Raw genomic sequence first — 23,360 nt, forward strand, 5'->3', positions numbered from 1 at the left:
ATATAATTTTATTAGATTTTACTTATTTTTTAATTTGAAAGGGTTGTATTCACTTCCTGAAAACTCAACACTGGCATGACCGGCGTACTCCAACATATTTAATCGTACACCGTGCACCAATACAGCCATTGCTGCAAGTATCATATTTAATCCATGACCTAAAATCAGAACTAAAACAGCTCCAACACCTGATGCAACTGTGGTTATTCCATCTCCTATTGCCATATCATTAAAACTACTTGCCATTAAAACCGTTGATAATCCAACAGCATACAAGCGAATGTATGAGATAACATCAGAGAAACCATTAATTACATTTAAAGGTAAATTACCCAAAGACGATAATATTCCTTTAATGATAGGATGGCCAGGGCTTGAGAACAATGCTACTAAAAGAGCACCACCAGCAAATAACCATACCATAAAGTCAGGGCCTGGAATAGACAATACCATTTGACTCACCAAAAAATACAATCCCCATACAATGGCTATCCAACCAACCTGAGCAATTACAAGCACTGTATTAATGTATTTCCAGGCTTTTTGCATATGACCTATAGTCAGATGAATTGCTCCTATCAGGAACATGAATTGTTGAATCTTAAGGTTATCTCCTCCAAAACTTGCCAGCTGCTGCACTTGCAATTGCTTAAGGAAAGGAATATTTGCAATGGTTTCAGCCCCAAAATAGGTACCAGTCAGTACACCCCAGATCATTACTGAAACTGAAAGTGTATAAAACAGACCAAACTCTATTTTCTTAACAAAACCACTTTTCCAGTGCGCAAACAGAGTCAGTCCAAAAAAGATAAGCCCATAACCTGCATCACCCACTAATATACCGGTAAAGAAAGTAAAGAATATCAAAAACACTTTTGATACATCTATTTCGTCGTAGCCCGGAACCAATCCCATAAAACCCATGACCGGCTTAATCTTATGCGACCATTTTGGATTCTCTAACAGAGTAGGAACCTGATCATACTCATCCGCTCGTGGTTCTTTTACAACATAACCCCAACCATTCTGATCGGCTACCTCAGTAACATCTTTAACTTTATCAACCGGAATAAAACCTTCCCAGCAACGAACCTTCTCATGAAAAGTGATTCCAGCGTATTGTACAGTGCGCACTTTAAGGCGACGTTCTCTTTCTGACAGAGCATCGATCAATAAACCTTTCTGAGTACTTAACTCCTTTAATATCTGTTTGCCTTCAGCCAGGGCAGATGTCTTATCTGTAATAGACTGTTCAACCTCCTGCTTCGATAGCTTTGGAAAATCAATCTTTTGGTAATTTAAAACAGCATCCTCTTCATCAGTGATCAAAACAACCCTGGCGATACCATTCATAATACTTACTACCTTAACATTCTGCTTGCTTTGGATAATTTTAATATCCTTCTCAGGCATTTCGTAAAGCGATAGATAAATACCTTTTTGGTTGATCAACTTTATATCATCCAAAGAAATACTACCCCAATTGGCATACCATTGCTGATCTTTATTAAGATTTTCAATTTCTTTTTGAAGATCAAGGTTGGAATTATTTGTTTCAAGAACTTTGTCCAACAATGCTATCTCACCTCTTTCAATACTACTGTAATCATTAACCTGAACTGAACTACCAGCAGCTTCACCTTCAACATTATCTAAAATTGAGATGGCTTCCTGAAGTTGCTCAATCCTATTCTGAACACGATCAATTGAATCATCCTTAGCAGGTTGAAAAGGTGTGATATGCACTAATCCCAATTGCCCCAAAACAGTTAAGTCTTCATCCATATCATTGCTTGGATCTGACATAAAGAGCAACAGCTTTTTCATTTTTATAATCATACCATCACTCCTTCCTTTTGTGTTGTTTTAACAACTTTAGCGGTTGCAATTGTCAAACGTTCGTCATCCTGTAATTTCTGACCGATTTTACGAATTGCTGTTTTTGCATTCGGTATTCGTCGGTTTTCAAACAGTTTGATTCGCGCACGCACATCCAGAAGCTCTTCTTCAAGCAATCGAATCTGTTCTTCCAAACATCCAATCTCAGCCATCAATTGCAATTGCTCCTGCATTAACTCAATCGCATCATCCACCCATAAGGGAGTATCCTCATCAATGGGTTTCACGTTAAAATCTACACCTTCATATTGATCCACGCGCACACCAGCCACATCAATATGCCTGGTTATAACTTTATTTACCGAGATAAAAGAAGTAACATCAACATGTGAATCACTCATAACAGCCACCCAGGTCTCTGCCGCTTTATTGTTCTTATCAATAACCTGTCGTATCTCCTCAATTCGTTCAGCAATTGTATTAATTGTTGACATTAAGGATTTCTCCATGGCTTCGAACAATGGCAGCATTCGCAAGGATACCTTCAGAATTTTTTTCTGACGGGCACGCTCTGTTTTTGTGTATTTTATTTTTGCTCCTGCCATTATACCTCCTTCTTTTTAGGTGGGTTAACAACGGATGCCAATACTTTTGCTCCCTGTTCTTTATCAAATGAGTTCAAACGGTTTAAAATCTGCAATCGCAGTTTATAAACCATCACCTCAGTTAACGTAAACACTTCACCTGCCTGTATGGTATCCAGTTCTTCCCATTGCCATTTCATTATTAGCTTTTCGCGCTCTAATGGATTGGCATTAATAATAGCTTGTGGAAGTCGCTGTAATCCGGGGGTTCTTTTTTGAGCCTTGGCCATTCTGATTTCAGAAATGTCGTTTTGCATCTCCTTCAGCATAACGCCAATGCTCTTCAAACCAACCTTCCCTTTCGAATCGGTTGCCTGATATATATCGACCGGTTCGAGTTTTTTAAAGTGCTTTGCCGACAATTGATTTTTGGCATCACGGGTGAACTCCTCCATTGTAATTGGAGGCACCTGACCAAAGCTCAACGATGGCAAACTACACATTAAATAAACCAAGTTCGACATTATTAGTCCTCCTGGTTTTTGGTTATACGTTCAACCAAATCTTTATTCATCAAAGCAAACATAGCCTGCTGTATATCACTATCGCTCAAAACAAACTGAACGCCACTATTTCCTTTAGACTGAATCTCAATTTTAGCTTCACTATTTGTTAACGGTTTCAGCTCTACCTGTTCTTTCAAACCTTCACTAACAATAAATGACTCCATTGCTTTTAGTGTCTCTGCAGGTACAGAAACCGTTTTACCACCTTCGATAGTAGCAACTACTGCTTTTACTAATTCCTGCAGATATTGCTCCTGCTTAAACAAGCTTTGCGTTAATCCACCAAAAACTGATTCCATGTATTTTAAAACAGCCACTTTAGTCGCCTCAATCATATCACGCGAAGCCTGCTTAATAGCGGTTTGAGCATTCTTCTCAGCCTGTTCAGCTTTTGAATTTGCCTCATCAATAATGGTACGTTTTTTATTTTCCGCATCCGAAATGATTGCTTCAGCTTGCTTTTTGGCATCTTCAATAATGCGTTGCTTTTCCGCTTCGCCTGCATTAATACCTTGCTCTTTCAGTTTTGCAACTATCCCTTCAAGGTTTTCTTTATTATCGTTCATTTCTTTATTTTTTTATTGATAACCGCTTAGTTCTTATCCCAATATTCTTCAATCAGTTTTTTACTCAAACCTGTTTCTGTTGGATCAAAGTGGCGTTTAAGTATTGACCAACACTTATCCAAAGCTGCTTCCAGTCCGATAGGCTCACCAAAAGGTTCCTCAATATTACTGATGAAGTCGGTACGGTATCGTAATAATTTTTGCGAGTAAGCATCGTTGGCAGCTCCAACTTCAGAAGCTTCATAGGCTTTTTCAGCATCAGCCAGTAACGAAGCCATCGCTGTCATTATAGCACGGTGATCGCTACGAGTTTTACCATTCACCCCTTGTTTAAGACGAGATAGCGAACGAGCCAATTTCAATTTACCATTTTCAAGGAAAAACTGACCTTCGGTAATATATCCTGTGTTATCAGGAACAGGATCTTCCAATGATTCCAAAGTAGTTGCACCGATAATTGTGATAGAACCAGCACCTTCGATATCGGCTGCCACCTCATATCGTTTAGCTAACTCTGAGTATAACGATCCAGGATAACCTTGTAATGATGGAATCATATCCTGATAGTTGGCTACGTTACGAAGAATATTTGACCAGTTGGTCATGTCAGTTAGTAATACTAATACATCCTTGCCCTGATCACCAAACTCGCGAGCTACACTTAAAGCCACATCAGGCAACATCAGTCCTTTAATCTGCGAATCACCGGCAAGGTGAGTAAACATGATGGTTTTATCGATATTACCTGATTGAGAAAGCTGTTCTTTGAAGTACTGGTATTCATCGAATTTAAGACCAATTCCTGCAAAGATAATTACATCAGCCTGAGCTCCTTGTGCAATTTGCGACAACAGGCGGTTATAGGGTTCGGTAGGACCGGCAAAAATTGGAATTTTTTGTGATTTAACCAATGTATTAAATACATCAATCATTGGGATACCTGTCCATAATGGTTGTTTTGGAACATTTCGTACTGTTGGATTCAGTGTATCCAAACGGGTTGAAACCTGCTTCTCAAAAATCACATCAGGTCCCCCATCAGCAACTGCACCCGAACCATCAAAGCTTCGTCCCAACATCTTAGTTGAAAAACCAGCTGTAAGCGGAATTTCATGCATTCGTATTTTGGTGCGCGTGCTTAACCCTGCTGTTCCATTAAAAACCTGGAAACGGGTAGAATTTTCGCTAATATTAATTGCTTTTGCAAAAGATAAGCTCTGACCTGAATCAGCCTCCAACAGTTCAACCACATGATTTAATGCAACACCCGGGTTACCCTCTACTGAGATAAGCGCTTTACCTACCTCGCTTATTTTATTAATTTCTTTCCTTATCATACGGCGTATTCCTCCTGTAAAATAAATTTGTTGATTGCCTTTGGCAACTGTGCCAATTGATCTTCTGTTGTGGCTGAGTAATTCCAATCGCGCCACCACTGACGAAGCTCATCAAATTTTTGTTTGATTGACTCTTTTAACTGCTCATCATCCATTTCACCGGCTTCAAAAGCAATATCATTGTCAATTAAACTCTGCACAGCTTCATTAAGTACTGCTAGACGTTCAGGACGAGTACAGGCATCAACCTTATCAAATGCATCCTGTTGCATCACACAAAAGTCGATGGTTAGACCTTTCTGGAACTGTATATAATTTGAAACCGGAACCTTTTTTAGGCCGATTGTACTAATAGTTTGATCGATATCATTGGCATCATTCAAGGTACTTAACATCTTCTTACGATCATTCCAGGAAATAAAGCCATCATAAACAGAAGTAGTGTATACCAACGGATCAATAGCTGGATATTTCTTTGCATCTGCGCGATCCTGAGATAATCCCCAGAAACCTCCTGTTGCATCCATGGTTGCCTGTGTTACCGGCTCCTGAAAGTTTCCACCAGCTGGTGATACGGTACCAATAAAAGTTAATGATCCTCCTGTTCCCAAATCTTCTCCGGCACGCTGATACATACCTTTAATCTGGTCAGGAATATCCATTGGAAATGCTTCTGGTCCAGGAATATCTCCCTGGCGACCACTACGCTCCCGTAAGGCCTGTGCCCATCGCGATGTTGAGTCTGCCAACATCACAACTTTTCTACCCTGATAACGGTAATATTCACCTACTGTTAAAGCAATGAATACAGAAGCTTCCCGGGCTGCAACCGGCATAGAACTAGTATTTCCAAAGATACACATCCTGTTCATCAATGATTCTCCGGTAGTAGGATCTTCCAGTTCTGCGAACTCCTTAAATACCTCAACGGCTTCACCAGCACGTTCACCACAGGCTGCCATTACAATAATATCGGCAACGGCGTACTTACATAAAGAGTGCTGCAATACTGTTTTACCAGCACCAAATGGTCCGGGATTTCCGACCGTACCACCATACCCAACAGGAGCCAATAAATCAATTACACGTGTACCCGTTGAAATTGGTTTACTTGGAATTGCACGGTTTTTAAAAGGAATAGGCGACTTTACAGGCTGACGAAATGCTAATTTTAGTTCATGTTTGTTACCCAACTGATCAACAACCACTGCAACCTGTTGAGTAATGTTTACTGAACATTTTTCAACAATACTTTCAACTGTGCAAGTACCAAAGCTAAAAGGCACTAAGATCTTGTGATCTACTTTTCCTTCAGGAACATTTCCAATCACATCTCCACCCGAAACGGTATCACCGACTTTTACACTTGGTGTAAAGTCCCACAGGACTTCCTCATCCAAAGCAGGAGCATTCATTCCGGGTCTTAGATAAGCATCCTCTTCACTTAGTTTGTATAATGGATTTTGCAATCCATCCCAAACACTGGTTAACAGTCCGGGGCCTAACAAAACGGATAAAGGAGTACCTTTAAACACCACCTCATCACCGATTTTGGCTCCGGTCAAATCTTCAAAAACCTGCATTTCAACAATACCTGCATCAGGGTTTTTAGGATCAGGCTGAATCTGCAACACCTCGGCCTGGAGGTATTTTCCGTCAACGAAAATTTCTGCAGTCTCCCCCATTATCACATCATCAAAGAATCGGGCTTTCACCAACGAGTCCTGGATAGAAATAAGGTTTCCTGTCCTCTTTTTATTGATATCCTTCATAATTTATATTTTAAAAGCAGCTGTATTCTTCAACTGACTCCCCATTTTTATTAAAAATGAATCGCTTTAAAGCTTAAGCTTATCATTCCAGATTATAATTACATATCTACAATTTTGAATATGTAATATTATATAAAAACATTCATAGATTTTGTATATGATCCAAATATAAGATCCAACATAAACATGTTTTTTAATAAAAGCTTTAAGCAGCCATTTTTCATTCCAAACTGCACAAAACCTAAATATAACTGGTTACAAATTCTAAGTAGTAAATCTCAACTCGTTCATTGCCCATATTTCCAATTAAATTCAGATGCTGTGTTTGCATATTGCTTATCGTTTAAACAGTTAAAACATGCTATTCAATAAATAGTAGATTCATATACATTCAAGGATTATTTTTCAACTTCATTAATATAAAAATTAACAGCGCTGAAAAATCGGGTCACAATGTATCGAATTATCTAATATTATGGAAGTAAAAAATACATTAAGAAGGTAAAAAGTGTTCTAAAACAGATTTACACTTTGGGAAGAAATTTGCAAAAACCCCGCCGAAGCGGGGCTTAGCAAAACATTAACCATAAAAACCAAATTCAAGCCATTTTAACAAACGGCCGAACTATTCGCCTTTTTAACCACTTCAAAGGCGTTTTCTATTTGATCTATCAAATCCTGTGGATTTTCCAGTCCTATACTTAGTCTGACCAGTGATGGAGAAATACCTAATTTCAACCTGTCTTCCGGTGATACGTCTACGTGCGTCATTGTTGCAGGATGCTCTGCCAAGCTTTCGGTTGATCCTAAACTAACTGCTAATTTAAATAATTTCAGGCTATTCAAAAACAAAAAAGCCTCTTTCTCGCCACCAGCAATATCGAAAGCAATCATCGAACCGGTTGAAAGGCACTGCCGATCGAAGATATCCTTTAAATCAGAATCATTTTCCAGAAAGCCAAGATAGTGTATTTTTTCGACCAATGGATGATTCTTTAAATATTTTGCAATTATTTGTGCACTTTTCGCCTGAGCTTCCATCCTTACTTTTACCGTTTCCAAACTTCGCTGGAGTAACCAGCTTGAATTAGGATCCAACTGACTTCCGAAGAAAGTACGCATCCCCTTAATTTGGGTAATCAGTTGGTTTGATCCTGTGCAGGCTCCGGCAATAACATCGCTGTGCCCTCCAATAAATTTTGTTGCCGAATAAATGACCAAATCAGCTCCGAAATGAAGTGGATGCTGAAAAACAGGTCCTAAAAATGTATTATCTACAGCAAAAACACATTTTTTATCCTTGGTACTGAAGTAGCCCGCAATGCGCGAAACCATTTCAATATCAATTAATGAGTTGGTTGGATTTCCTGGCGTTTCAACATAAATCATTGATGGTCGCCTACCGGGGTAAGCTTTTTCTACCCGCTCAATAATGGTTTCTTCTTTTTCACCTTTAACAAAACCTACTACAGCAATATTAAACTGAGGCAGTACATGATGAATAAAGTGATCTGTACCACCGTAAACCGGTGATGAAAACAAAAGTATATCTCCCGGCTTAACAAAAGTCAGAATGGTTGTTGAAATGGCAGCCATACCGCTTGAAAAGAAAGCTCCTGCCTCTGCTTCGTCCCAGGCAGCCAACCTTTTCTCAAGAATATTCATATTCGGATGATCTAAACGGGAATATATCATACCCATTTCTTCCCCATCTTTTTTCTCACGAAGTCCATAAGCCAGTTCAAAAAAGGCTTTTCCTTCTTCACAACTATTGAAAACAAATGTTGATGTCTGATAAATTGGACATTTGGCAGCTCCCTGATGTTCATGAGCATTATAGCCCAAACTCATCATCAAACTTTCCGGTTGTAGATTACCCTTTTTCATAACTGAATTATTTTTTATCAAATTTACTTTAATCCAGTTTTTTATACTATATATAAATCTATAATCAGTATTTTATTCTATTTATAATGATTATTTTAGCATTTTATGTTATCATCTCTAATAAACCATTATGAAGAAAGAAAAATTTTCGTCTGCACAACTGGATAATACTGATAAAAAACTATTAGCGTTACTACAGAAAGATGCTAAAATGACAACTAAACAATTAGCTTATCATTTAAATTTAAGCATCACACCTGTTTTTGAACGGATTAAACGACTGGAACGAACCGGAGTAATTGAGAAATACGTTGCCATTATTAATAAAGAAAAAGTTGGAAAGGAATTGATTGCGTTCTGCAATGTTTCTTTAAAAGAGCATTCGCACGATGTGATTCGAGATTTTGAGGCGAGCATCAGTCAATTACCCGAAGTTATGGAGTGCCATCATATTGCCGGTCAGTTCGACTACACATTAAAAGTAATAACTGAAAACATGGAAACATATCATCACTTTGTTTATAACAAACTATCGTCTGTTAACAATGTTGGCAACGTACAAAGCTCGTTTGTGATGAGAGAAATTAAAACCGGTACTGAATTACACCTTGATTAGTTATTGTGGCTTTTGGGAATCTTAAAGTAAAAACATGATCCCCTACCTTCCTGCGAAGAAAGACCTATCGTTCCTCCCAGTAATTCAACAAGGTTTTTAGAAATAGTTAATCCTAAACCATTTCCGCGATAAAGATTACTAACATCATTTTTTACTTTAAGAAAACGCTCGAATATAATACGCTGATGCGCTTCATCAATTCCTATTCCGGAATCTTCAACATAAAACTGAACATGACCATCAATCACCTTATATCCTAATTTCACATACCCTTCACTGGTAAACTTCAATGCATTACCAACCAAATTCTTCAATACCTGCTTTAATCTGAATACATCCGTTGTTAAGTCCAATTCTTCATCAGGAATCTCCAGCTGAAGCTCCAACTCATCTTTATCAATCAGGTATTTCGAATTAAGAAAACTATAGTAAACCTCCCTCATCATTTTATTCACAGGAAAGGTAGATACCTTAGTTGTAATCTGCTCTGATTCAATCATTGAAATGTCAATAATATCATTTAACAGATTCAGCAATTCATCACCATTGGCTTTGATCATTCCGGCATATTCCAAACGCTCCTTTGGATTAAGTGACGAATCAAGCAAAAGTTCCGAGAATCCAATAATTGCATTCATAGGAGTACGAATCTCATGACTCATATTAGATAAAAAGGCCGACTTTAGACGATCCGATTCTTCTGCTGCCAGCTTAGCTTTCTCAAGTTCAGCAGTTCGTTCTTTTACTTTTGACTCCAGTGATTGAGCAAAATCCTGAAGCTGTTCTTTTTGGCGTGATATTTCATCTCTTTGCTTATGTGCAATATTACGCTGCACCTGCAAATCATGTGTTTTCTTTTCAATGGTTTTTGCCAACCGATCCTTTTCGGCCTTCATAACTCTTACCCTATACTTGATAAAGTAGAACACTGAAAGAATAACCAAGACTGTTATAAGCGATATAAACCAAGTTGTTCGCCAAAACGGTGGCACTACAGTTATGTTTAATCGTTTGATATTATTGCATAAAATACCATCTGAATTTGTTGAGCGAATCTCCAACTCATATTCCCCCGGTCGCAAATCAATAAAATTAAGATGACGCTCCTGCTTCAATGGGATCCAGTTTTGCGAAGTTGGTTTCATTCGATAGAAGTACTCCACTTTTTGTGGATTCACAAAATCCAAAGCAGAAAACTCAAGGGTTATAAATCGCTCTTTGTGTGTTAACCAAAGACTTGAAGCGGTAATAAGCGACTTTTTTATCAATACATCATCCCAGCTACTATTCTCTCTGATAGATATTTCTTTTCCATACAACTTAAGACCGGTAAAATATATAGGAGGCTCTACATCTGATCTTTTGAGACTATCCGGATGAAACCTATTAAATCCATTAATTCCACCCATTAAAATACTGCCATCAAACAAGCGAATGGCAGCAGGACTAAATTCGTTCCCTTGTACTCCATCCGTTTCATCGAAATTCATCACATCACCAGAATTTAAATCAATGCGACTAATTCCACGATTTGTAGATACCCAAAGGCTTTTTTCATACTCAAAAACTGAATAGACATATCCATTTATCAAGCCATCTTTTTCAGAAAAGTGCTTTGAGACAGTAAGATCATCTTCCAGACAATCGATACCTTTATCAGAGGCTATCCATATTTTATTATCATTTCCTTCTGAAACAGCAGTAATACGATTTGACCATAATGAATTAACAGCTTTTTCATCGTGCTTAATAACCGTAAAATGATCAGCTGTATAGTCATACAGATTTAATCCTTCATCGGTACCAACCCATAATCTACCTTTACTATCCTTTTTGATAGCCCAAATAACCATACTACTTACTGAATGAGGTGTTACATAGGGCTCATACACCTTAAACTTACCTGAAGCTTCATCCATCCGACACAATCCATAACTGGTACCCACCCAAAGCCTGTCCTTAGCATCACGCTCAATGGCAAACACATCGTTACTAGGTAATGAAGTTGAATCTCCAGGAATATTAGTAAAAGTCTTAACCTGATTGGTTATAAAATCATATTTAATCAAACCACTTGAGGTACCAATCCACATAACACCAATGGGATCGCTCATTAAACTCCATACAGAGTAATCTTTAGCATTTTTGAAAAAAGAAATTCGTTCGAAACGCCCCTCATCAACATACCATTTTGTCAACCCTTCGTAGGTACCAATCCATACGTTTCCCTGAACATCCTGCTCAAAAGCAAAAACTGAACTTCCATGGAACGAATTCCGGTTGGGAACATTGTAATAATGTTCAAAAAAATTGGGTTCTAAAGACATCTTAACAACACCACTGGCTTTGGTCCCAATCCATAGCAATCCAGCTTCATCGATGTATAATGAAGTAAGATAGTTTTCGGGAAGTGAATATGGATCATACTTATTATGACTAAGTTTCTCAACCTCTCCATTTTTTTTCAAATGCATTAACCCGGATTCTTTCGTTCCCATCCAGAAATCATCATCATTCCCTTTAACAATTGCTGTTACAGACTCTTCAAGCATACTAAACTGATCAAAATCACCATCTTTCGTCTCTACTTTATAACAACCATTGTCGGTGCCAACTAATAAATGATTCTCATCGAACTCAATAATACAGTTAATGATATTGTTTTCGAATAACTTTTTATCAGAAACCTCATTTATAAAATGTTCATGATTATGACCTTCCTTATTAATCTTAATAAGACCTTGTCCAAAAGTCCCGATCCAGACTTCATTTTTTGAATTAACTAAGAGTGAAAGCGGTGAAGCATCATTAATCCCCTCATGTTTACATCTATAAGTCTGATAATTGGTAAATTTTCCCGAATCAGGATGAAAAGCACTGATTCCATAAGAGTTGGCGATCCAAACAGTTCCATCATCATCTACCTCCAATCCATATGAATAATCGGAGAGAACTGAAGTACTGTCACCTTGATTCGTATAATTTGTAAAGCTCTCTTTTATCGGATCAAATACACTTAATCCACCTCCTCCAGTTGCAAAATAAAGCTTGTCTCTTTCAATATCTTCTGCAATGCCATAAATGGTACTGTTTAGCAATCCGTCAACCTCATTCTCAGCTCCTCTAAACACTGTTACATTTAAGCCATCAAAACGGTTTAATCCATCGTAAGTTCCCAGCCAAACAAAACCTCTGTGATCTTTATATATTGATAAAACAGTATTTTGAGACAGACCTTGATTAATGGAAAAATTGTCAAGAGTAAATTTTCGCTCCTGGGCATTTCCAATAAACAAAACCAATGCAAAAACAAATAAAAGGACTTCCCTGATCCGCGTATATCTGTACGATCTATTTTTTATAGAATCCAACTTTACAATCAATAATAAGCTTTTAAAAATAAAAACATTAGGTGACGAATTTACAAAACGCCATTTTATACACAAACTCATTACTCACTAAAATATTATAGTCCATCAAACAAAATCGTTAAATCCATGTTTCTATACCTAATAAAAAAGATTTAAGCATGAATTTGATAAAACAATTAAACTGGCGATATGCAACCAAACAATTCGATAACACAAAAAAATTATCGAATGAACAATTAAACATGATTTTAGAAGCTACCAACTTATCGGCTTCTTCATTCGGCTTACAACCTTATCATATTTTGGTTATTGAAAATTCTGAATTAAGAGAAAAACTTAAAGCTGCCGCTTGGGGACAGTCACAATTAACTGATGCTTCACATGTGATTATCTTTGCTGCCAAAACAAATCTGAGTGATACTGATATCGATAATTTTATAGAGTTGGTTTCTAGTGTTCGAGGCATTCAGGTTGAAGCCTTAAGTGACTATTCATCTATGATGAAAGGATCACTAGCAAAGCAAAGTGATGAGCAAAAACTGGTTTGGGCTGGCAAGCAAGCATACATTGCACTGGGGCAACTTCTTACTTCATGTGCTATTAATAATATTGATGCCTGTCCAATGGAAGGGTTTGATCATGATGAGTTTGACAAGATACTTGGTTTAAAAGAGAAGAACCTTGCTTCAATGGTTATGGCAACTGTAGGTTACCGATCAGAAAACGATAAATATCAGCATTTACCAAAAGTTAGGAAACCATTAGATGAGATGGTTATTAAATATTAATAAAAAGTGCCTTGAGCCCTTTTTTTGTTTATTCTCAGTCAGTATATATTCATATAGCATGAAAGAATTAACTACTTTTATGCGTAAAAAAAATTAAGATGAGAATAGAATATGATATCAAGTTGGGTTTTAAAGACGTAATGTTTCGGCCCAAAAGATCAACACTAAAAAGCAGATCTCAGGTTAATCTGGACCGTACCTTTCGTTTTAGAAACAGTGAGAAAGAGTGGACAGGAGTTCCCATTATGGCGGCCAACATGGATACTGTTGGAACCTTTGAAATGGCCTTAAAACTTGCTGAAAAGAAAATTTTCACGGCCATTCATAAACATTATAGCTTTGATGAATGGGATCAATTTTTAAAAAATGCTCCTGAAAACATTGAAAAGTTCATTGCCATTAGCACTGGTACAGGCGATAAAGATCTTGAAAAAATAAGTAAAGTCATCCAAGCCCATCCTAAATTAGAATTTATCTGCATTGATGTTGCCAATGGCTACTCTGAACATTTTGTGGAGTTTGTTAAGCAAACACGCCAACAATTTCCTACCATGACAATATTGGCAGGTAATGTGGTAACTGGTGAAATGGTGGAAGAATTAATTTTGGCAGGAGCTGATATTATCAAAGTTGGAATTGGTCCCGGTTCGGTTTGTACCACTCGTGTAAAAACAGGTGTTGGATACCCTCAGCTTTCTGCAATTATCGAGTGCGCTGATGCAGCTCATGGTCTGGGTGGTCAGATTATCAGTGACGGAGGATGTGCTACATCCGGTGATGTTTCGAAAGCTTTTGGAGCCGGAGCAGACTTTGTAATGCTGGGAGGCATGTTGGCCGGTCACGACGAGAGTGGTGGTGAGGTTATTGAGCGTGAAGGCAAAAAGTACAAACAATTCTATGGCATGAGTTCTTCAACAGCCATGGAGAAGCATGCCGGAGGTGTTGCTGAATATCGCGCCAGCGAAGGCAAAACAGTTGAAGTAGATTATCGTGGTCCGGTTGAAAATACTATTCAGGATATACTAGGTGGAGTGCGCAGCACATGCACCTATGTGGGAGCTTCACAATTGAAGGAACTTACAAAAAGAACAACCTTTATAAGGGTAGCAGAACAAGAAAACAGAGTTTACACTAAGTAACATTGAAGCTTGCAAAATACTGCAAGCTTTATTTTTTTGTTTTATTTCTGATTTAGGTATAATAATTACCTTTGCCCCATGCCTATAGACATCACGATACAACAATATTTAACCCAATTTAAAGGGTGGCCTTTAATTGATGTTCGCTCTCCGGGCGAATTCGAAAAAGGACATATCCCGGGTGCTGTAAATATTGAACTCTTTAGCAACGACGAAAGAGCCCATGTTGGAACTGTTTACAAACAACAATCTCAAAAAGCAGCTATTGATTTGGGATATCAATATGTAAACCCCAGATTACAGGAGTTTATTGATCGGTCCTTAGCTGTTGCTCCGGATAGAAAGGTGGTAGTGCATTGCTGGCGTGGAGGGATGCGCAGCCATGCCTTTGCTCAACATCTTGAGGATAATGGCTTTAACGAAATATATCTTGTTGAAAAAGGATATAAAGCATTTCGCCGAATAGCCCTCAATTCCTTTGATAATTATAAGATTAATGTGCTGGGCGGTTACACCGGAAGTGGTAAAACACATATCCTAAATCAGTTAACCACTTTAGGCGAACAGGTTTTGGATCTCGAAAACATAGCTCAGCATAAAGGGTCTGCTTTCGGAAGTATTGGTTACGGAGAACAGCCAACTACAGAACAGTTTGAAAACAATCTATATTGGATCTGGCGTGATTTTGATCCTAATCATCCTATTTGGGTTGAAGATGAAAGTCCAAACATTGGCAATGTTAATATTCCGCAGTATTTATTCCAACGAATGAGATCAAACAGACTCTTGTTTATAGACATATCGAAAGAAGAAAGGGCCAGACTTTTGGTAAAGGAATATGCCTTGGATAATAAACCTAAGTTGGCAGATGCAATTCAGCGTATTAGCAAACGATTGGGACCTCAGGCTACAAAATATGCAATGGAAATGCTGGAAGAAGATAATTTCTATGAGGTTGCATTGATAACCCTGCATTACTACGATAAATATTATCTCAAAGGTTTAGCCAAAAGAGATCAGGATAAAATTGACATTCTGAAGCTGGAGAATACAGATGCCCAAGCCAATGCCCAAACCATTTTAAAATACTTTCAAAAACAATTTTATGTTGGAGTTTAAATTAACAAAATATAGCCACGGAGCCGGATGCGGATGCAAAATTGCCCCATCGGTTCTTAGTTCCATTTTAAAAAGTAACATCACACCGGTATCAAACAGTAAATTGATTGTTGGTAATGATACCCGTGACGATGCTGCGGTTTATGATCTTGGAGACGGAACTGCTATCATCAGTACAACCGACTTTTTCATGCCGATTGTGGATGATGCCTTTACCTTTGGTAAAATAGCCGCCACAAATGCCATCAGTGATATTTACGCAATGGGTGGCAAACCTCTTCTGGCTATTGCAATACTTGGATGGCCAATTGATAAGTTGCCTCCCGAAGAAGCTTCAAAAGTAATGGACGGTGGACGTCAGGCATGTAAAGAAGCAGGCATACCTTTGGCAGGAGGTCATAGCATTGACAGCCCTGAACCAATTTTTGGCCTTGCAGTAACCGGCCGTGTTGACATTAGTAAACTTAAACGCAATGACACAGCAAGCAAAGGATGCCTTCTATATCTTACTAAACCATTAGGAGTAGGCATATTAACAACTGCTCAAAAACAAGGTAAACTGAAAGATGAACATGCTGATATAGCTCCGGAAATAATGAGTAGATTAAATTCAATCGGAGAAGAATTGGCTAATTTGGATGGAGTAGAAGCTATGACAGACGTAACAGGCTTCAGTTTGATTGGTCACCTGAGTGAAATGTGTGAAGGAAGTGGACTTTCTGCAGAGATAGAGTTTGATAAAATTCCAAAACTGGATGTATTGGATGAATACATTGAGCAAGGATGTATGCCTGGTGGCACTCACCGCAATTGGAATAGTTATGGTGACAAGGTGAACCTGAAATCGCAATCGTATAAACCAATCGTTTGTGACCCTCAAACAAGTGGCGGTCTTCTACTGGCTGTTAATCCTGAAAAAAGTGAAGAAGTAGAAGCTTTATTATTGAGCAAGGGAATAGAAGCTGAGCCATTTGGAGAGTTAACCAAAGAAAAAGATATATTGATAACGGTGTACTAAGCACCGTTATTATTTTTTACTATTCCTTAGCGAGAAACGAAGCATAGCATCCATCAACCAGATTAAAACACCTGTCAGAACCAATAAAACAGGAATCTGAATATATTCTACACTAATATTATAGACAGGTTTTGAGATATGAGGTAATAGAATGGTTGCAATAATACCGAACAAAGCTCCGATGGTAAAGAACAACCACGACAAACGAATATTCTTTAAAATACCTTGCCTGCTTTGTTCTTCACTATAAACCGATTGCATCACTTTATCCTCAAAGTCAGCAAAAGGCATTTCCAACTTGCTATCACTAAGTAATTCTCTAAATTTATCTTCATTCATCACAGAATACTTTTAGCTTCAGTTTTTAATATTATCTCCAGTTCAACCTGAAATCTCTTTCGTGCCCGATGCAGAATCACTTTAATATTGCTTAACGACCATCCTGTTACTTCCTGCATTTCGTTCATTGCCATTTCCTGAAGGTAAAAAAGTCGTAATGCCAAACTTTCATTGGCCGGCATTCGCATCAATACTTCGTTTATAAAGTATTTACGTTCATCCGACGAAAGCTCGTCCATAACAGTATCATCCTGTTCTTCACCAATCGTATCAATTGAATCAAAAGTATGTTTTCCTTCCTTTTCAGCTATTCGAAATGCTTTGTTGATAACAATCCGATACAGCCAGGTACTAAACTTCGAATCTCCTCTGAATTGTTTTATATTTTGGTAGATATTTAAAAATGCCTCCTGAACTACTTCCTGTGCTAAAAATTCATTTTTAACCACCGATACAGCAACAGAATAGGCCATGTTTTGGTATTGCCGGATAATAAACCGGAATGCCTCCACATCGCCATTCTTTACCTTTTCGATGTATATATCTTCCATTAAAGAGATTGATTTTCTTTTTTACGATCTACAAAGTGAGCGATAATCATTCCTATGCCTCCAAATAAAAGCATTGTAGCAAAAACCAAACCTGGTCCAACATCATCCAATGCTTCTTTTAAAGATGGCGTTGAAATAATGAATAAACCTAATGCCAAACCAAATCCTAAACCACTAATTAAAAGCCCAAACCTCATCCATGGGAACCTAAATGATTTTCTATTTTCTTTCTTGCCATAAAAATTATTAGCATCAGCTCCTTTTTCAATCAAGGCCAATCTTTCAGTATTCCTTGCTTTGACATAGAAAAACCAAGCCATAAATGCTCCGGCAAAAAAAGCAAGCCACACTAGGCCAATCATTATATTCTCAACAATCTGTACACTTTGCATATTCTTTTTATTTTAATGTTTGGTGGTAGGATACAAAGAATCGCTAAAAGGTTACAGGCTCAACAAAACTTTTTTAAACCTGTATATATCCACCAAGCACCAGGTAGGCAAAAACGGCAAAAAACAAACCCAATAAACCATACAACCAACGAGCTCCTGTTCGTCCCATAGCTTTTACAACTGATTGAGCTCTACGTTGTTTAAAATACCATTCCCAGTTCGCAATGGCTGCAACAATCAGAAATAAGCCAAAGGCAATCATCAGATAGTATAAAACAGATATTCCTTCCATAACCATATATTTCTATCAAAATTAAGCATAAAAAAAGGGATCACTATGATCCCTCCTATATTAAAGTTAAATAGTTTATTGTATGGAAGACAGCCAATCCTGTGCCTGATCCAATGTTTCAAACGATCGTATATCCCTTCCGGTTAGTTTCATCACACCGTTGTAAACGATTCGTTGTAACCCCCCAATACCAACTACGGCACCAGCTTTTACAAATGGTTTATTACCGTTTAAAAATTCAGAGAAAGCATTTTTAATTTCATTATTAAAATGCATCCCTTTAATATTGGTTAGAGTCAGTACCGATTTCTGCGATTGGCTTCTAATATATTCAGCACTTGGTTTGATTAAAGTGTCCACCTCCTCACGGCTTTTCATCTCCGAAAAATCCATAAAGAAAAACGTTTTACCACTGTAACTGATAAATTCAGGTTTTCTCATGTTAGATATGTCTTTTATAAATTTGGATTGATAGACAATGATATAAAAAAAGAATCTTCTCTCCAACAGTTATTCTTCCTCTGATATCCCTTCAGGAATTTTGAATGATCCAATATTAGTAATTTGATAATCAGACATACGAAATGAACTAACATCATTACGGTTAATATCTGTTACCTCATAGGAAGATTGCTCACCATCGTTAAGATTTATATGTTGGCTGGCCATTAAGAAACCATTGAACATACCATTTGTATACATCGATGATTTGAATATGGTTGTCATAAAATCCTCACTTTTCCAATCCACATCTTTAGTGATGTATAACAATCCTTCACTTTCTTCATCGTTGTATTTGTATTCGTCGCATTTATAGCCCAAAATTGTTTTTGTGTTACCGGTTTTTGTAATTCGTGGGTCAACATAATCTACATCATCGGGCATTTCGTCTTTATCAGCAGCATCTTCATACATCGAACCATTCATGATGCCATCAACACCATATACAATCCCGGTTTTTTCACCTTCCTGGGTGTTTAAGATGATACTGGCCTGATTTTTCATATCCATAATAATCAAGCCTTTTTGCTTATCCGAACCATTATCCATTTCGCCAGAAATAAATTCATATGCAAAAGTTTGTTCATCCGTACTGGTATAGATCTTTATATCACCATTACTGGTTTCCTTACCATTATTATCAGTACTCTCAATGTGCATGGTGATGGAAGCATTAAACGAATAACTATTTTCGTACGAAACAGGCTCCCCGGCATAACCCATACTTGCCAGCTTTTCGGCCCATTTGGCTGTCATATCCACCTGATTATCAGATTCCGATTCATCGCTTTCAAAAGCTTCTTCAAAAATCTTATCAAGTTTTTTATCGATTTGTTCTTCTGTTTTTTGTTCGGCCTTTTTTTCAGCTTTTTCTGCGGCTTTTTTAGCCATTTTCTCAAGAAATGATTGCGATTGCACACTTTGAACGGAAAGAGCAGCTACAATTAAAGCAACTGTAAAAAAATATTTTCTCATAATTAAGGTGTTTTAGAATCCATGCAAATTACCACCTAATTATGCCATAGTCAATTGACCACTTGAATATTAATCAATCAAAAAGACATGTTTACGGAAATTAATCATTATTCAACCGTTGGATAAGTATTCAGATAATCCATTATACATTTCAACACACCTTCGTAATCGGCAATTCCCTGTTCTATCTTATTTGATTTCAGATATGCATCATTAACCGCAGTTGCTACTTCTTCCACATTTCTATTCATCAATGTCATCCAATGTTTTGTAACACTATTATAATCATCTTTAACCTCTTGCCTGATATTAGAAACTGCATCCTTAAATCCTTCCAACTGATAGGTTGAATAAGCAAAATATCTTAAAAGGTATAGATTGGCACTATACTTCATTTGTTGATTATTTGAATGAGTACAAACATACCATGCATAAAAGTTAGCTTCTGCCTCACTTGTTATTCCATACCGATGAGCCAGTTCGTGGGCCAACACCAGAGGCAGTTCAACCGCTAAAAGGTGTCGGTTTAAATGTACCTCACTAAAAAATGGCCCGTAATAACCAGATATGGTAGCTGATGCAAAAAAGCGACTGAAAGTCATTTGTTTTGGATGCGTTTTGCACAAACGGCTATCAATCTTTAAGAGCTCAACATGCCTTAGATATTCATTTTCGATTATAGTAACCCATTGATCTTTATCTACAGAATCAACAGGCGTATATGTTTCGTTAACCTCATCAATCAGCCATCTGAACGTATTCATCAAAACCGTTGTATCTGCCTGTGCTTCGTTAAGTGCCAAGCGTTGATTTAATCCGGGTCGATAATAATTAAATCCCCACAACCAGTAAAATGCTATGTAAGTCACCCCAAGGGTACTAATGATCAACCGGAATGATTTTGCCCATTTAATTCTTCTGAAGAGAGGAATGATTAATAAAATAATCAGCCAAAGGATGAGAAGAATATAAAAAAGGTCGTCGAGAGAAAAAGGAAACAAACCACTAAAAAATGATAAAAAAGAAGCCAGCAATGGATAGATACCTGAAGAATAGAAACGGTTGGTAATTTGAGGAAATGATGCGGCAACCTCAGTAAAAATAAAAGTGAGCAAGGCCAGTAATAAGATAAGTACAAAGGGTTTCTTTATCCAGGTTTTGATTCTCATAGCTGCTCTTTTATTACAAAGATATGTATTAGTTTGAAGACAGAGGAGCATAAAGTCCGGAGTCCTAAGTACGAAGTCCGGATAGTAACAATCAGGTGATTTTACTTTTGAAATGTGACTTTTTCTCTTTTAATCTGGTGCATAATGACAGTCGTCCTTTCAGGACTCATTACAACACCTATTCATTCCACAGCACTTTCGCACTGCGCTTGTAAAGGCGTCCCTTCGGGACTGTTATAACTGACAGTCACTCACAATACCTTCAGTTAAACAACTAAACAATTCTGCAATTAAACAGATGACTCCAGGAGTTATGAGTACGAAGTCCAAAGCACGAAGTCCGGGAGGTTCCAATTTGTAGTTTATACTTTTGAAATTTGACTTAAATAAAAAAAGCAGACCCATAAAGAATCTGCTTTTTATAAATGATCTTATGCGTTTACTTCTTCATAAAGAAATATACTTTACGTTCCTGACTATTGGGTATTCCAATAATATTATTCAAGTACTCATTTTTATCAGTTAATCCATTTTTCTGCACAAATCCTTCGCTCATAGGCATGCACTGCCCCCACGACCCACTTTGCTGACAATTTTCCAAATCAGTGATACGGGCAATGGTATGCACTCCAACCGTAATAACACAGAAATGATAATCATTGGCTGTTTCCAAAACTTCAGCAACGGTTTCTTTATTCAGATCCATCATCTTGTCGGCCTGAGCTGCTGCCAGTTCTTTAATATCAGCAATAGGTGTACCTTCCTGAATAGTTGCATTTTCGAATTTGATGATTCCATCTAAAAATTCAGTTAGTGTTTCCACTTTTGTTTGGGCATTGATGCTTACTGCTAACAATAGCATTAAAGCTGCTATTACATTAAGTCTTTTCATAGAAAATATTTTATGTTTGACGACTTAAATATAATTAGTTTCTGATTTTTTACCCTTGTGCGGCACAAATATTTTCTTTTATGCTAATGTTAATGATACTCTTTTAAGTCTTGTTGAGAATAAACATCAGAACCGAACTAACGCCTCATTGTTAACTAATTAAATATTTTTAGCTTTTGATACCTTATACAAGAATAAAGCAAGCGAGGCAAAACCTATCAAAATACCAATTGTAAGCCCAAGACTTGTATCAATAGCCATTCCTCCATTTTTTAGCGGGGCAACCAGAACATAAGAACTACAAATAGTCGTCATAAATGCAGCAGGAAGCGACATTAACCAATGCCATTTACCTACTTTGGCAAAATACATGGCTCCGGTCCAAAGAATAATAACTGCCAGTATCTGGTTCGATAAACCAAGAAACTTCCAGATTTCTTCAAAATCAAAGATTGTCAGCAAATAACCAATAATAAACAAAGGAATACTTATAAAAAGGCGCCTGATAATTTTGGCCTGATCGTATTTAAAAATATCGGCAATGGTTAACCGGGCACTTCTAAAGGCTGTATCGCCTGTTGTTATGGGACAAGCAATGACCCCAATAATTGCAAAGATAGCACCAACCTTACCCAGCCAGGCCACACTAATCTCATTCACGACCCAGGCAGCATTGTGTTCTTTTGGTATCATCACATCGTTCAATCCTTCAACACCACCAAAAAATGTCATTCCTGCGGTAGCCCATATCATTGCCACAATTCCTTCAGCAATCATGGCTCCGTAAAAAACATATCTTCCATGACTTTCCTTCTTAATCGTTCGTGCCATCATTGGTGCCTGTGTACTATGAAAACCGCTGATGGCGCCACATGATATAACAATAAACATCATGGGGAAAAGTATATTTTCGGTAGGGTTGGAATGAAAATTAGCAAAACTGTTTGTTGTTATTTCTGGTAATAGTAGCGAGCCATTAAAACCGCCCCATAACATGGCTCCGCCTATTGCCAGAGCCATTATTAATAAAGTAGCACCAAACACAGGATAGATACGTCCAATAATTTTATTGATCGGCAGAAGAGTTGCAATCAGGTAATAACCAAAGATTACATAGAGCCAGATTGTCATTCCTCCCTTGCTTAAGGTAGCTAATAAACCTGCCGGTCCGGTTACAAATGCCACACCAACAAATATGAGTAACACAACTGTAAAAACCCTCAGAAAGTTCTGAAATCCCTTACCCAGGTATTTACCAACTATTTCAGGAATACTGGCGCCACCGTTTCTAATGGATAACATACCTGACATATAATCATGAACGGCACCCATGAAAATACAGCCAAAAACAATCCACACATAGGACATTGGTCCATATTTGGCACCCATAATAGCACCGAAAATAGGTCCTAAACCGGCAATGTTTAAAAACTGAATAGTAAAAACTTTCCACGTTGGCATGGGAGAAAAATCAACTCCATCAGGCTTTTCGATGGCTGGTGTTTTTTTATTATCATCAGCACCGAAGAATCGTTCGATAATTTTACCATAAATCAAAAAGCCAAGAACCAAAGCCAGTATAGCACCGATAAATGTCCACATGATCAACCAATTGTGATAAAAATTGCAGAACACAAATCTACTATT

At 37.6% G+C, this 23,360-nt stretch carries 22 protein-coding genes; 5 read left to right on the forward strand and 17 right to left on the reverse strand.

From position 1 onward, the window contains the following. Positions 1–18: 18 nt before the first annotated feature. The 7 genes from ACRD62_RS10915 to ACRD62_RS10945 all read right to left on the reverse strand — a co-directional run bounded on the left by ACRD62_RS10915 (position 19) and on the right by ACRD62_RS10945 (position 8,551). Positions 19–1,827: a V-type ATP synthase subunit I gene (locus ACRD62_RS10915; protein WP_430820145.1), complete on the reverse strand. Its 1,809-nt coding sequence runs from the start codon at positions 1,825–1,827 to the stop codon at positions 19–21. A gap of 8 nt (positions 1,828–1,835) precedes the next feature. Next, positions 1,836–2,444, reverse strand: coding sequence for a V-type ATP synthase subunit D (locus ACRD62_RS10920; RefSeq protein WP_430820146.1), 609 nt, complete (start codon positions 2,442–2,444; stop codon positions 1,836–1,838). After that, positions 2,444–2,947 (reverse strand): DUF2764 family protein, encoded by a 504-nt coding sequence (locus ACRD62_RS10925; protein WP_430820147.1) that lies wholly within the window; start codon positions 2,945–2,947, stop codon positions 2,444–2,446. The genes ACRD62_RS10920 and ACRD62_RS10925 overlap by 1 nt, the downstream gene beginning before the upstream one ends. A gap of 2 nt (positions 2,948–2,949) precedes the next feature. Then, positions 2,950–3,555: a hypothetical protein gene (locus ACRD62_RS10930; RefSeq protein ID WP_321407903.1), complete on the reverse strand. Its 606-nt coding sequence runs from the start codon at positions 3,553–3,555 to the stop codon at positions 2,950–2,952. Between the two features lie 26 nt (positions 3,556–3,581). Further along, the gene (locus tag ACRD62_RS10935; protein WP_430820148.1) at positions 3,582–4,892 is read right to left on the reverse strand and encodes a V-type ATP synthase subunit B; all 1,311 of its coding nucleotides are present in this window, start codon (positions 4,890–4,892) and stop codon (positions 3,582–3,584) included. Further along, the gene (locus ACRD62_RS10940) at positions 4,889–6,664 is read right to left on the reverse strand and encodes a V-type ATP synthase subunit A (protein WP_430820149.1); all 1,776 of its coding nucleotides are present in this window, start codon (positions 6,662–6,664) and stop codon (positions 4,889–4,891) included. The genes ACRD62_RS10935 and ACRD62_RS10940 overlap by 4 nt, the downstream gene beginning before the upstream one ends. A gap of 609 nt (positions 6,665–7,273) precedes the next feature. Beyond that, the gene (locus tag ACRD62_RS10945; protein ID WP_430820150.1) at positions 7,274–8,551 is read right to left on the reverse strand and encodes a cystathionine gamma-synthase family protein; all 1,278 of its coding nucleotides are present in this window, start codon (positions 8,549–8,551) and stop codon (positions 7,274–7,276) included. Positions 8,552–8,681: 130 nt separating this feature from the next. Between ACRD62_RS10945 and ACRD62_RS10950 the strand changes: the two genes are divergently transcribed. Further along, a complete protein-coding gene (locus ACRD62_RS10950) occupies positions 8,682–9,167 on the forward strand; it encodes an Lrp/AsnC family transcriptional regulator (RefSeq protein WP_430820151.1) in 486 nt (161 codons plus the stop codon). Here ACRD62_RS10950 and ACRD62_RS10955 read toward each other — a convergent pair. Continuing rightward, the gene (locus tag ACRD62_RS10955; RefSeq protein WP_430820152.1) at positions 9,164–12,550 is read right to left on the reverse strand and encodes a ligand-binding sensor domain-containing protein; all 3,387 of its coding nucleotides are present in this window, start codon (positions 12,548–12,550) and stop codon (positions 9,164–9,166) included. The two genes, ACRD62_RS10950 and ACRD62_RS10955, sit on opposite strands and share 4 nt — an antisense overlap. A 146-nt stretch (positions 12,551–12,696) precedes the next feature. On the opposite strand from ACRD62_RS10955, the gene ACRD62_RS10960 reads away from it, so the two are divergent. The 4 genes from ACRD62_RS10960 (at position 12,697) to selD (ending at position 16,602) form a co-directional block, all read left to right on the forward strand. Beyond that, positions 12,697–13,326: an NAD(P)H-dependent oxidoreductase gene (locus ACRD62_RS10960; protein WP_430820153.1), complete on the forward strand. Its 630-nt coding sequence runs from the start codon at positions 12,697–12,699 to the stop codon at positions 13,324–13,326. A gap of 98 nt (positions 13,327–13,424) precedes the next feature. After that, complete coding sequence (locus ACRD62_RS10965) at positions 13,425–14,465, forward strand: GMP reductase (protein ID WP_430820154.1); 1,041 nt, start codon at positions 13,425–13,427, stop codon at positions 14,463–14,465. A gap of 78 nt (positions 14,466–14,543) precedes the next feature. After that, complete coding sequence (gene mnmH, locus ACRD62_RS10970) at positions 14,544–15,584, forward strand: tRNA 2-selenouridine(34) synthase MnmH (RefSeq protein ID WP_430820155.1); 1,041 nt, start codon at positions 14,544–14,546, stop codon at positions 15,582–15,584. Continuing rightward, on the forward strand, positions 15,571–16,602 hold the full coding sequence (gene selD / locus ACRD62_RS10975; protein ID WP_430820156.1) for a selenide, water dikinase SelD: 1,032 nt from the start codon (positions 15,571–15,573) through the stop codon (positions 16,600–16,602). The genes mnmH and selD overlap by 14 nt, the downstream gene beginning before the upstream one ends. A gap of 9 nt (positions 16,603–16,611) precedes the next feature. Here the strand turns inward: selD and ACRD62_RS10980 are convergent, their stop codons facing one another. The 9 genes from ACRD62_RS10980 to ACRD62_RS11020 form a co-directional block, all read right to left on the reverse strand. Beyond that, positions 16,612–16,941 (reverse strand): hypothetical protein, encoded by a 330-nt coding sequence (locus ACRD62_RS10980; protein ID WP_430820157.1) that lies wholly within the window; start codon positions 16,939–16,941, stop codon positions 16,612–16,614. Further along, entirely contained in the window at positions 16,941–17,492 is a 552-nt protein-coding gene (locus tag ACRD62_RS10985) for an RNA polymerase sigma factor (protein WP_430820158.1), read from the reverse strand. Before ACRD62_RS10985 ends, ACRD62_RS10980 begins: the two co-directional genes overlap by 1 nt. Further along, positions 17,492–17,884: a DUF6249 domain-containing protein gene (locus tag ACRD62_RS10990; RefSeq protein WP_430820159.1), complete on the reverse strand. Its 393-nt coding sequence runs from the start codon at positions 17,882–17,884 to the stop codon at positions 17,492–17,494. The genes ACRD62_RS10985 and ACRD62_RS10990 overlap by 1 nt, the downstream gene beginning before the upstream one ends. Before the next feature lie 73 nt (positions 17,885–17,957). After that, the gene (locus ACRD62_RS10995) at positions 17,958–18,176 is read right to left on the reverse strand and encodes an Imm17 family immunity protein (protein ID WP_430820160.1); all 219 of its coding nucleotides are present in this window, start codon (positions 18,174–18,176) and stop codon (positions 17,958–17,960) included. 75 nt (positions 18,177–18,251) lie between these two features. Further along, on the reverse strand, positions 18,252–18,617 hold the full coding sequence (locus tag ACRD62_RS11000) for a hypothetical protein (RefSeq protein WP_430820161.1): 366 nt from the start codon (positions 18,615–18,617) through the stop codon (positions 18,252–18,254). Between the two features lie 69 nt (positions 18,618–18,686). Continuing rightward, entirely contained in the window at positions 18,687–19,652 is a 966-nt protein-coding gene (locus tag ACRD62_RS11005; protein ID WP_430820162.1) for a DUF4412 domain-containing protein, read from the reverse strand. A 107-nt stretch (positions 19,653–19,759) separates the two neighbouring features. After that, positions 19,760–20,821: a DUF3810 domain-containing protein gene (locus tag ACRD62_RS11010; protein ID WP_430820163.1), complete on the reverse strand. Its 1,062-nt coding sequence runs from the start codon at positions 20,819–20,821 to the stop codon at positions 19,760–19,762. A gap of 439 nt (positions 20,822–21,260) precedes the next feature. Further along, positions 21,261–21,713 carry a hypothetical protein gene (locus ACRD62_RS11015; RefSeq protein ID WP_430820164.1) on the reverse strand — a complete coding sequence of 151 codons (453 nt, stop codon included), beginning with the start codon at positions 21,711–21,713 and terminating at the stop codon, positions 21,261–21,263. A 159-nt stretch (positions 21,714–21,872) separates the two neighbouring features. Further along, positions 21,873–23,315, reverse strand: coding sequence for a carbon starvation CstA family protein (locus tag ACRD62_RS11020; protein ID WP_430820165.1), 1,443 nt, complete (start codon positions 23,313–23,315; stop codon positions 21,873–21,875). Positions 23,316–23,360: the final 45 nt, after the last annotated feature.

It is taken from the genome of Carboxylicivirga caseinilyticus, assembly GCF_050589785.1.
Taxonomy (GTDB): Bacteria; Bacteroidota; Bacteroidia; order Bacteroidales; family Marinilabiliaceae; genus Carboxylicivirga; species Carboxylicivirga caseinilyticus.

Coding starts and splice junctions, on each gene's coding strand:
- ACRD62_RS10915 (WP_430820145.1), bottom strand. CDS start 1,827: ATGAAAAAGCTGTTGCTCTTTATGTCAGATCCAAGCAATGATATGGAT.
- ACRD62_RS10920 (WP_430820146.1), bottom strand. CDS start 2,444: ATGGCAGGAGCAAAAATAAAATACACAAAAACAGAGCGTGCCCGTCAG.
- ACRD62_RS10925 (WP_430820147.1), bottom strand. CDS start 2,947: ATGTCGAACTTGGTTTATTTAATGTGTAGTTTGCCATCGTTGAGCTTT.
- ACRD62_RS10930 (WP_321407903.1), bottom strand. CDS start 3,555: ATGAACGATAATAAAGAAAACCTTGAAGGGATAGTTGCAAAACTGAAA.
- ACRD62_RS10935 (WP_430820148.1), bottom strand. CDS start 4,892: ATGATAAGGAAAGAAATTAATAAAATAAGCGAGGTAGGTAAAGCGCTT.
- ACRD62_RS10940 (WP_430820149.1), bottom strand. CDS start 6,664: ATGAAGGATATCAATAAAAAGAGGACAGGAAACCTTATTTCTATCCAG.
- ACRD62_RS10945 (WP_430820150.1), bottom strand. CDS start 8,551: ATGAAAAAGGGTAATCTACAACCGGAAAGTTTGATGATGAGTTTGGGC.
- ACRD62_RS10950 (WP_430820151.1), top strand. CDS start 8,682: ATGAAGAAAGAAAAATTTTCGTCTGCACAACTGGATAATACTGATAAA.
- ACRD62_RS10960 (WP_430820153.1), top strand. CDS start 12,697: ATGAATTTGATAAAACAATTAAACTGGCGATATGCAACCAAACAATTC.
- ACRD62_RS10965 (WP_430820154.1), top strand. CDS start 13,425: ATGAGAATAGAATATGATATCAAGTTGGGTTTTAAAGACGTAATGTTT.
- mnmH (WP_430820155.1), top strand. CDS start 14,544: ATGCCTATAGACATCACGATACAACAATATTTAACCCAATTTAAAGGG.
- selD (WP_430820156.1), top strand. CDS start 15,571: ATGTTGGAGTTTAAATTAACAAAATATAGCCACGGAGCCGGATGCGGA.
- ACRD62_RS10980 (WP_430820157.1), bottom strand. CDS start 16,941: ATGAATGAAGATAAATTTAGAGAATTACTTAGTGATAGCAAGTTGGAA.
- ACRD62_RS10985 (WP_430820158.1), bottom strand. CDS start 17,492: ATGGAAGATATATACATCGAAAAGGTAAAGAATGGCGATGTGGAGGCA.
- ACRD62_RS10990 (WP_430820159.1), bottom strand. CDS start 17,884: ATGCAAAGTGTACAGATTGTTGAGAATATAATGATTGGCCTAGTGTGG.
- ACRD62_RS10995 (WP_430820160.1), bottom strand. CDS start 18,176: ATGGAAGGAATATCTGTTTTATACTATCTGATGATTGCCTTTGGCTTA.
- ACRD62_RS11000 (WP_430820161.1), bottom strand. CDS start 18,617: ATGAGAAAACCTGAATTTATCAGTTACAGTGGTAAAACGTTTTTCTTT.
- ACRD62_RS11005 (WP_430820162.1), bottom strand. CDS start 19,652: ATGAGAAAATATTTTTTTACAGTTGCTTTAATTGTAGCTGCTCTTTCC.
- ACRD62_RS11010 (WP_430820163.1), bottom strand. CDS start 20,821: ATGAGAATCAAAACCTGGATAAAGAAACCCTTTGTACTTATCTTATTA.
- ACRD62_RS11015 (WP_430820164.1), bottom strand. CDS start 21,713: ATGAAAAGACTTAATGTAATAGCAGCTTTAATGCTATTGTTAGCAGTA.
- ACRD62_RS11020 (WP_430820165.1), bottom strand. CDS start 23,315: ATGTGGACATTTATCGGTGCTATACTGGCTTTGGTTCTTGGCTTTTTG.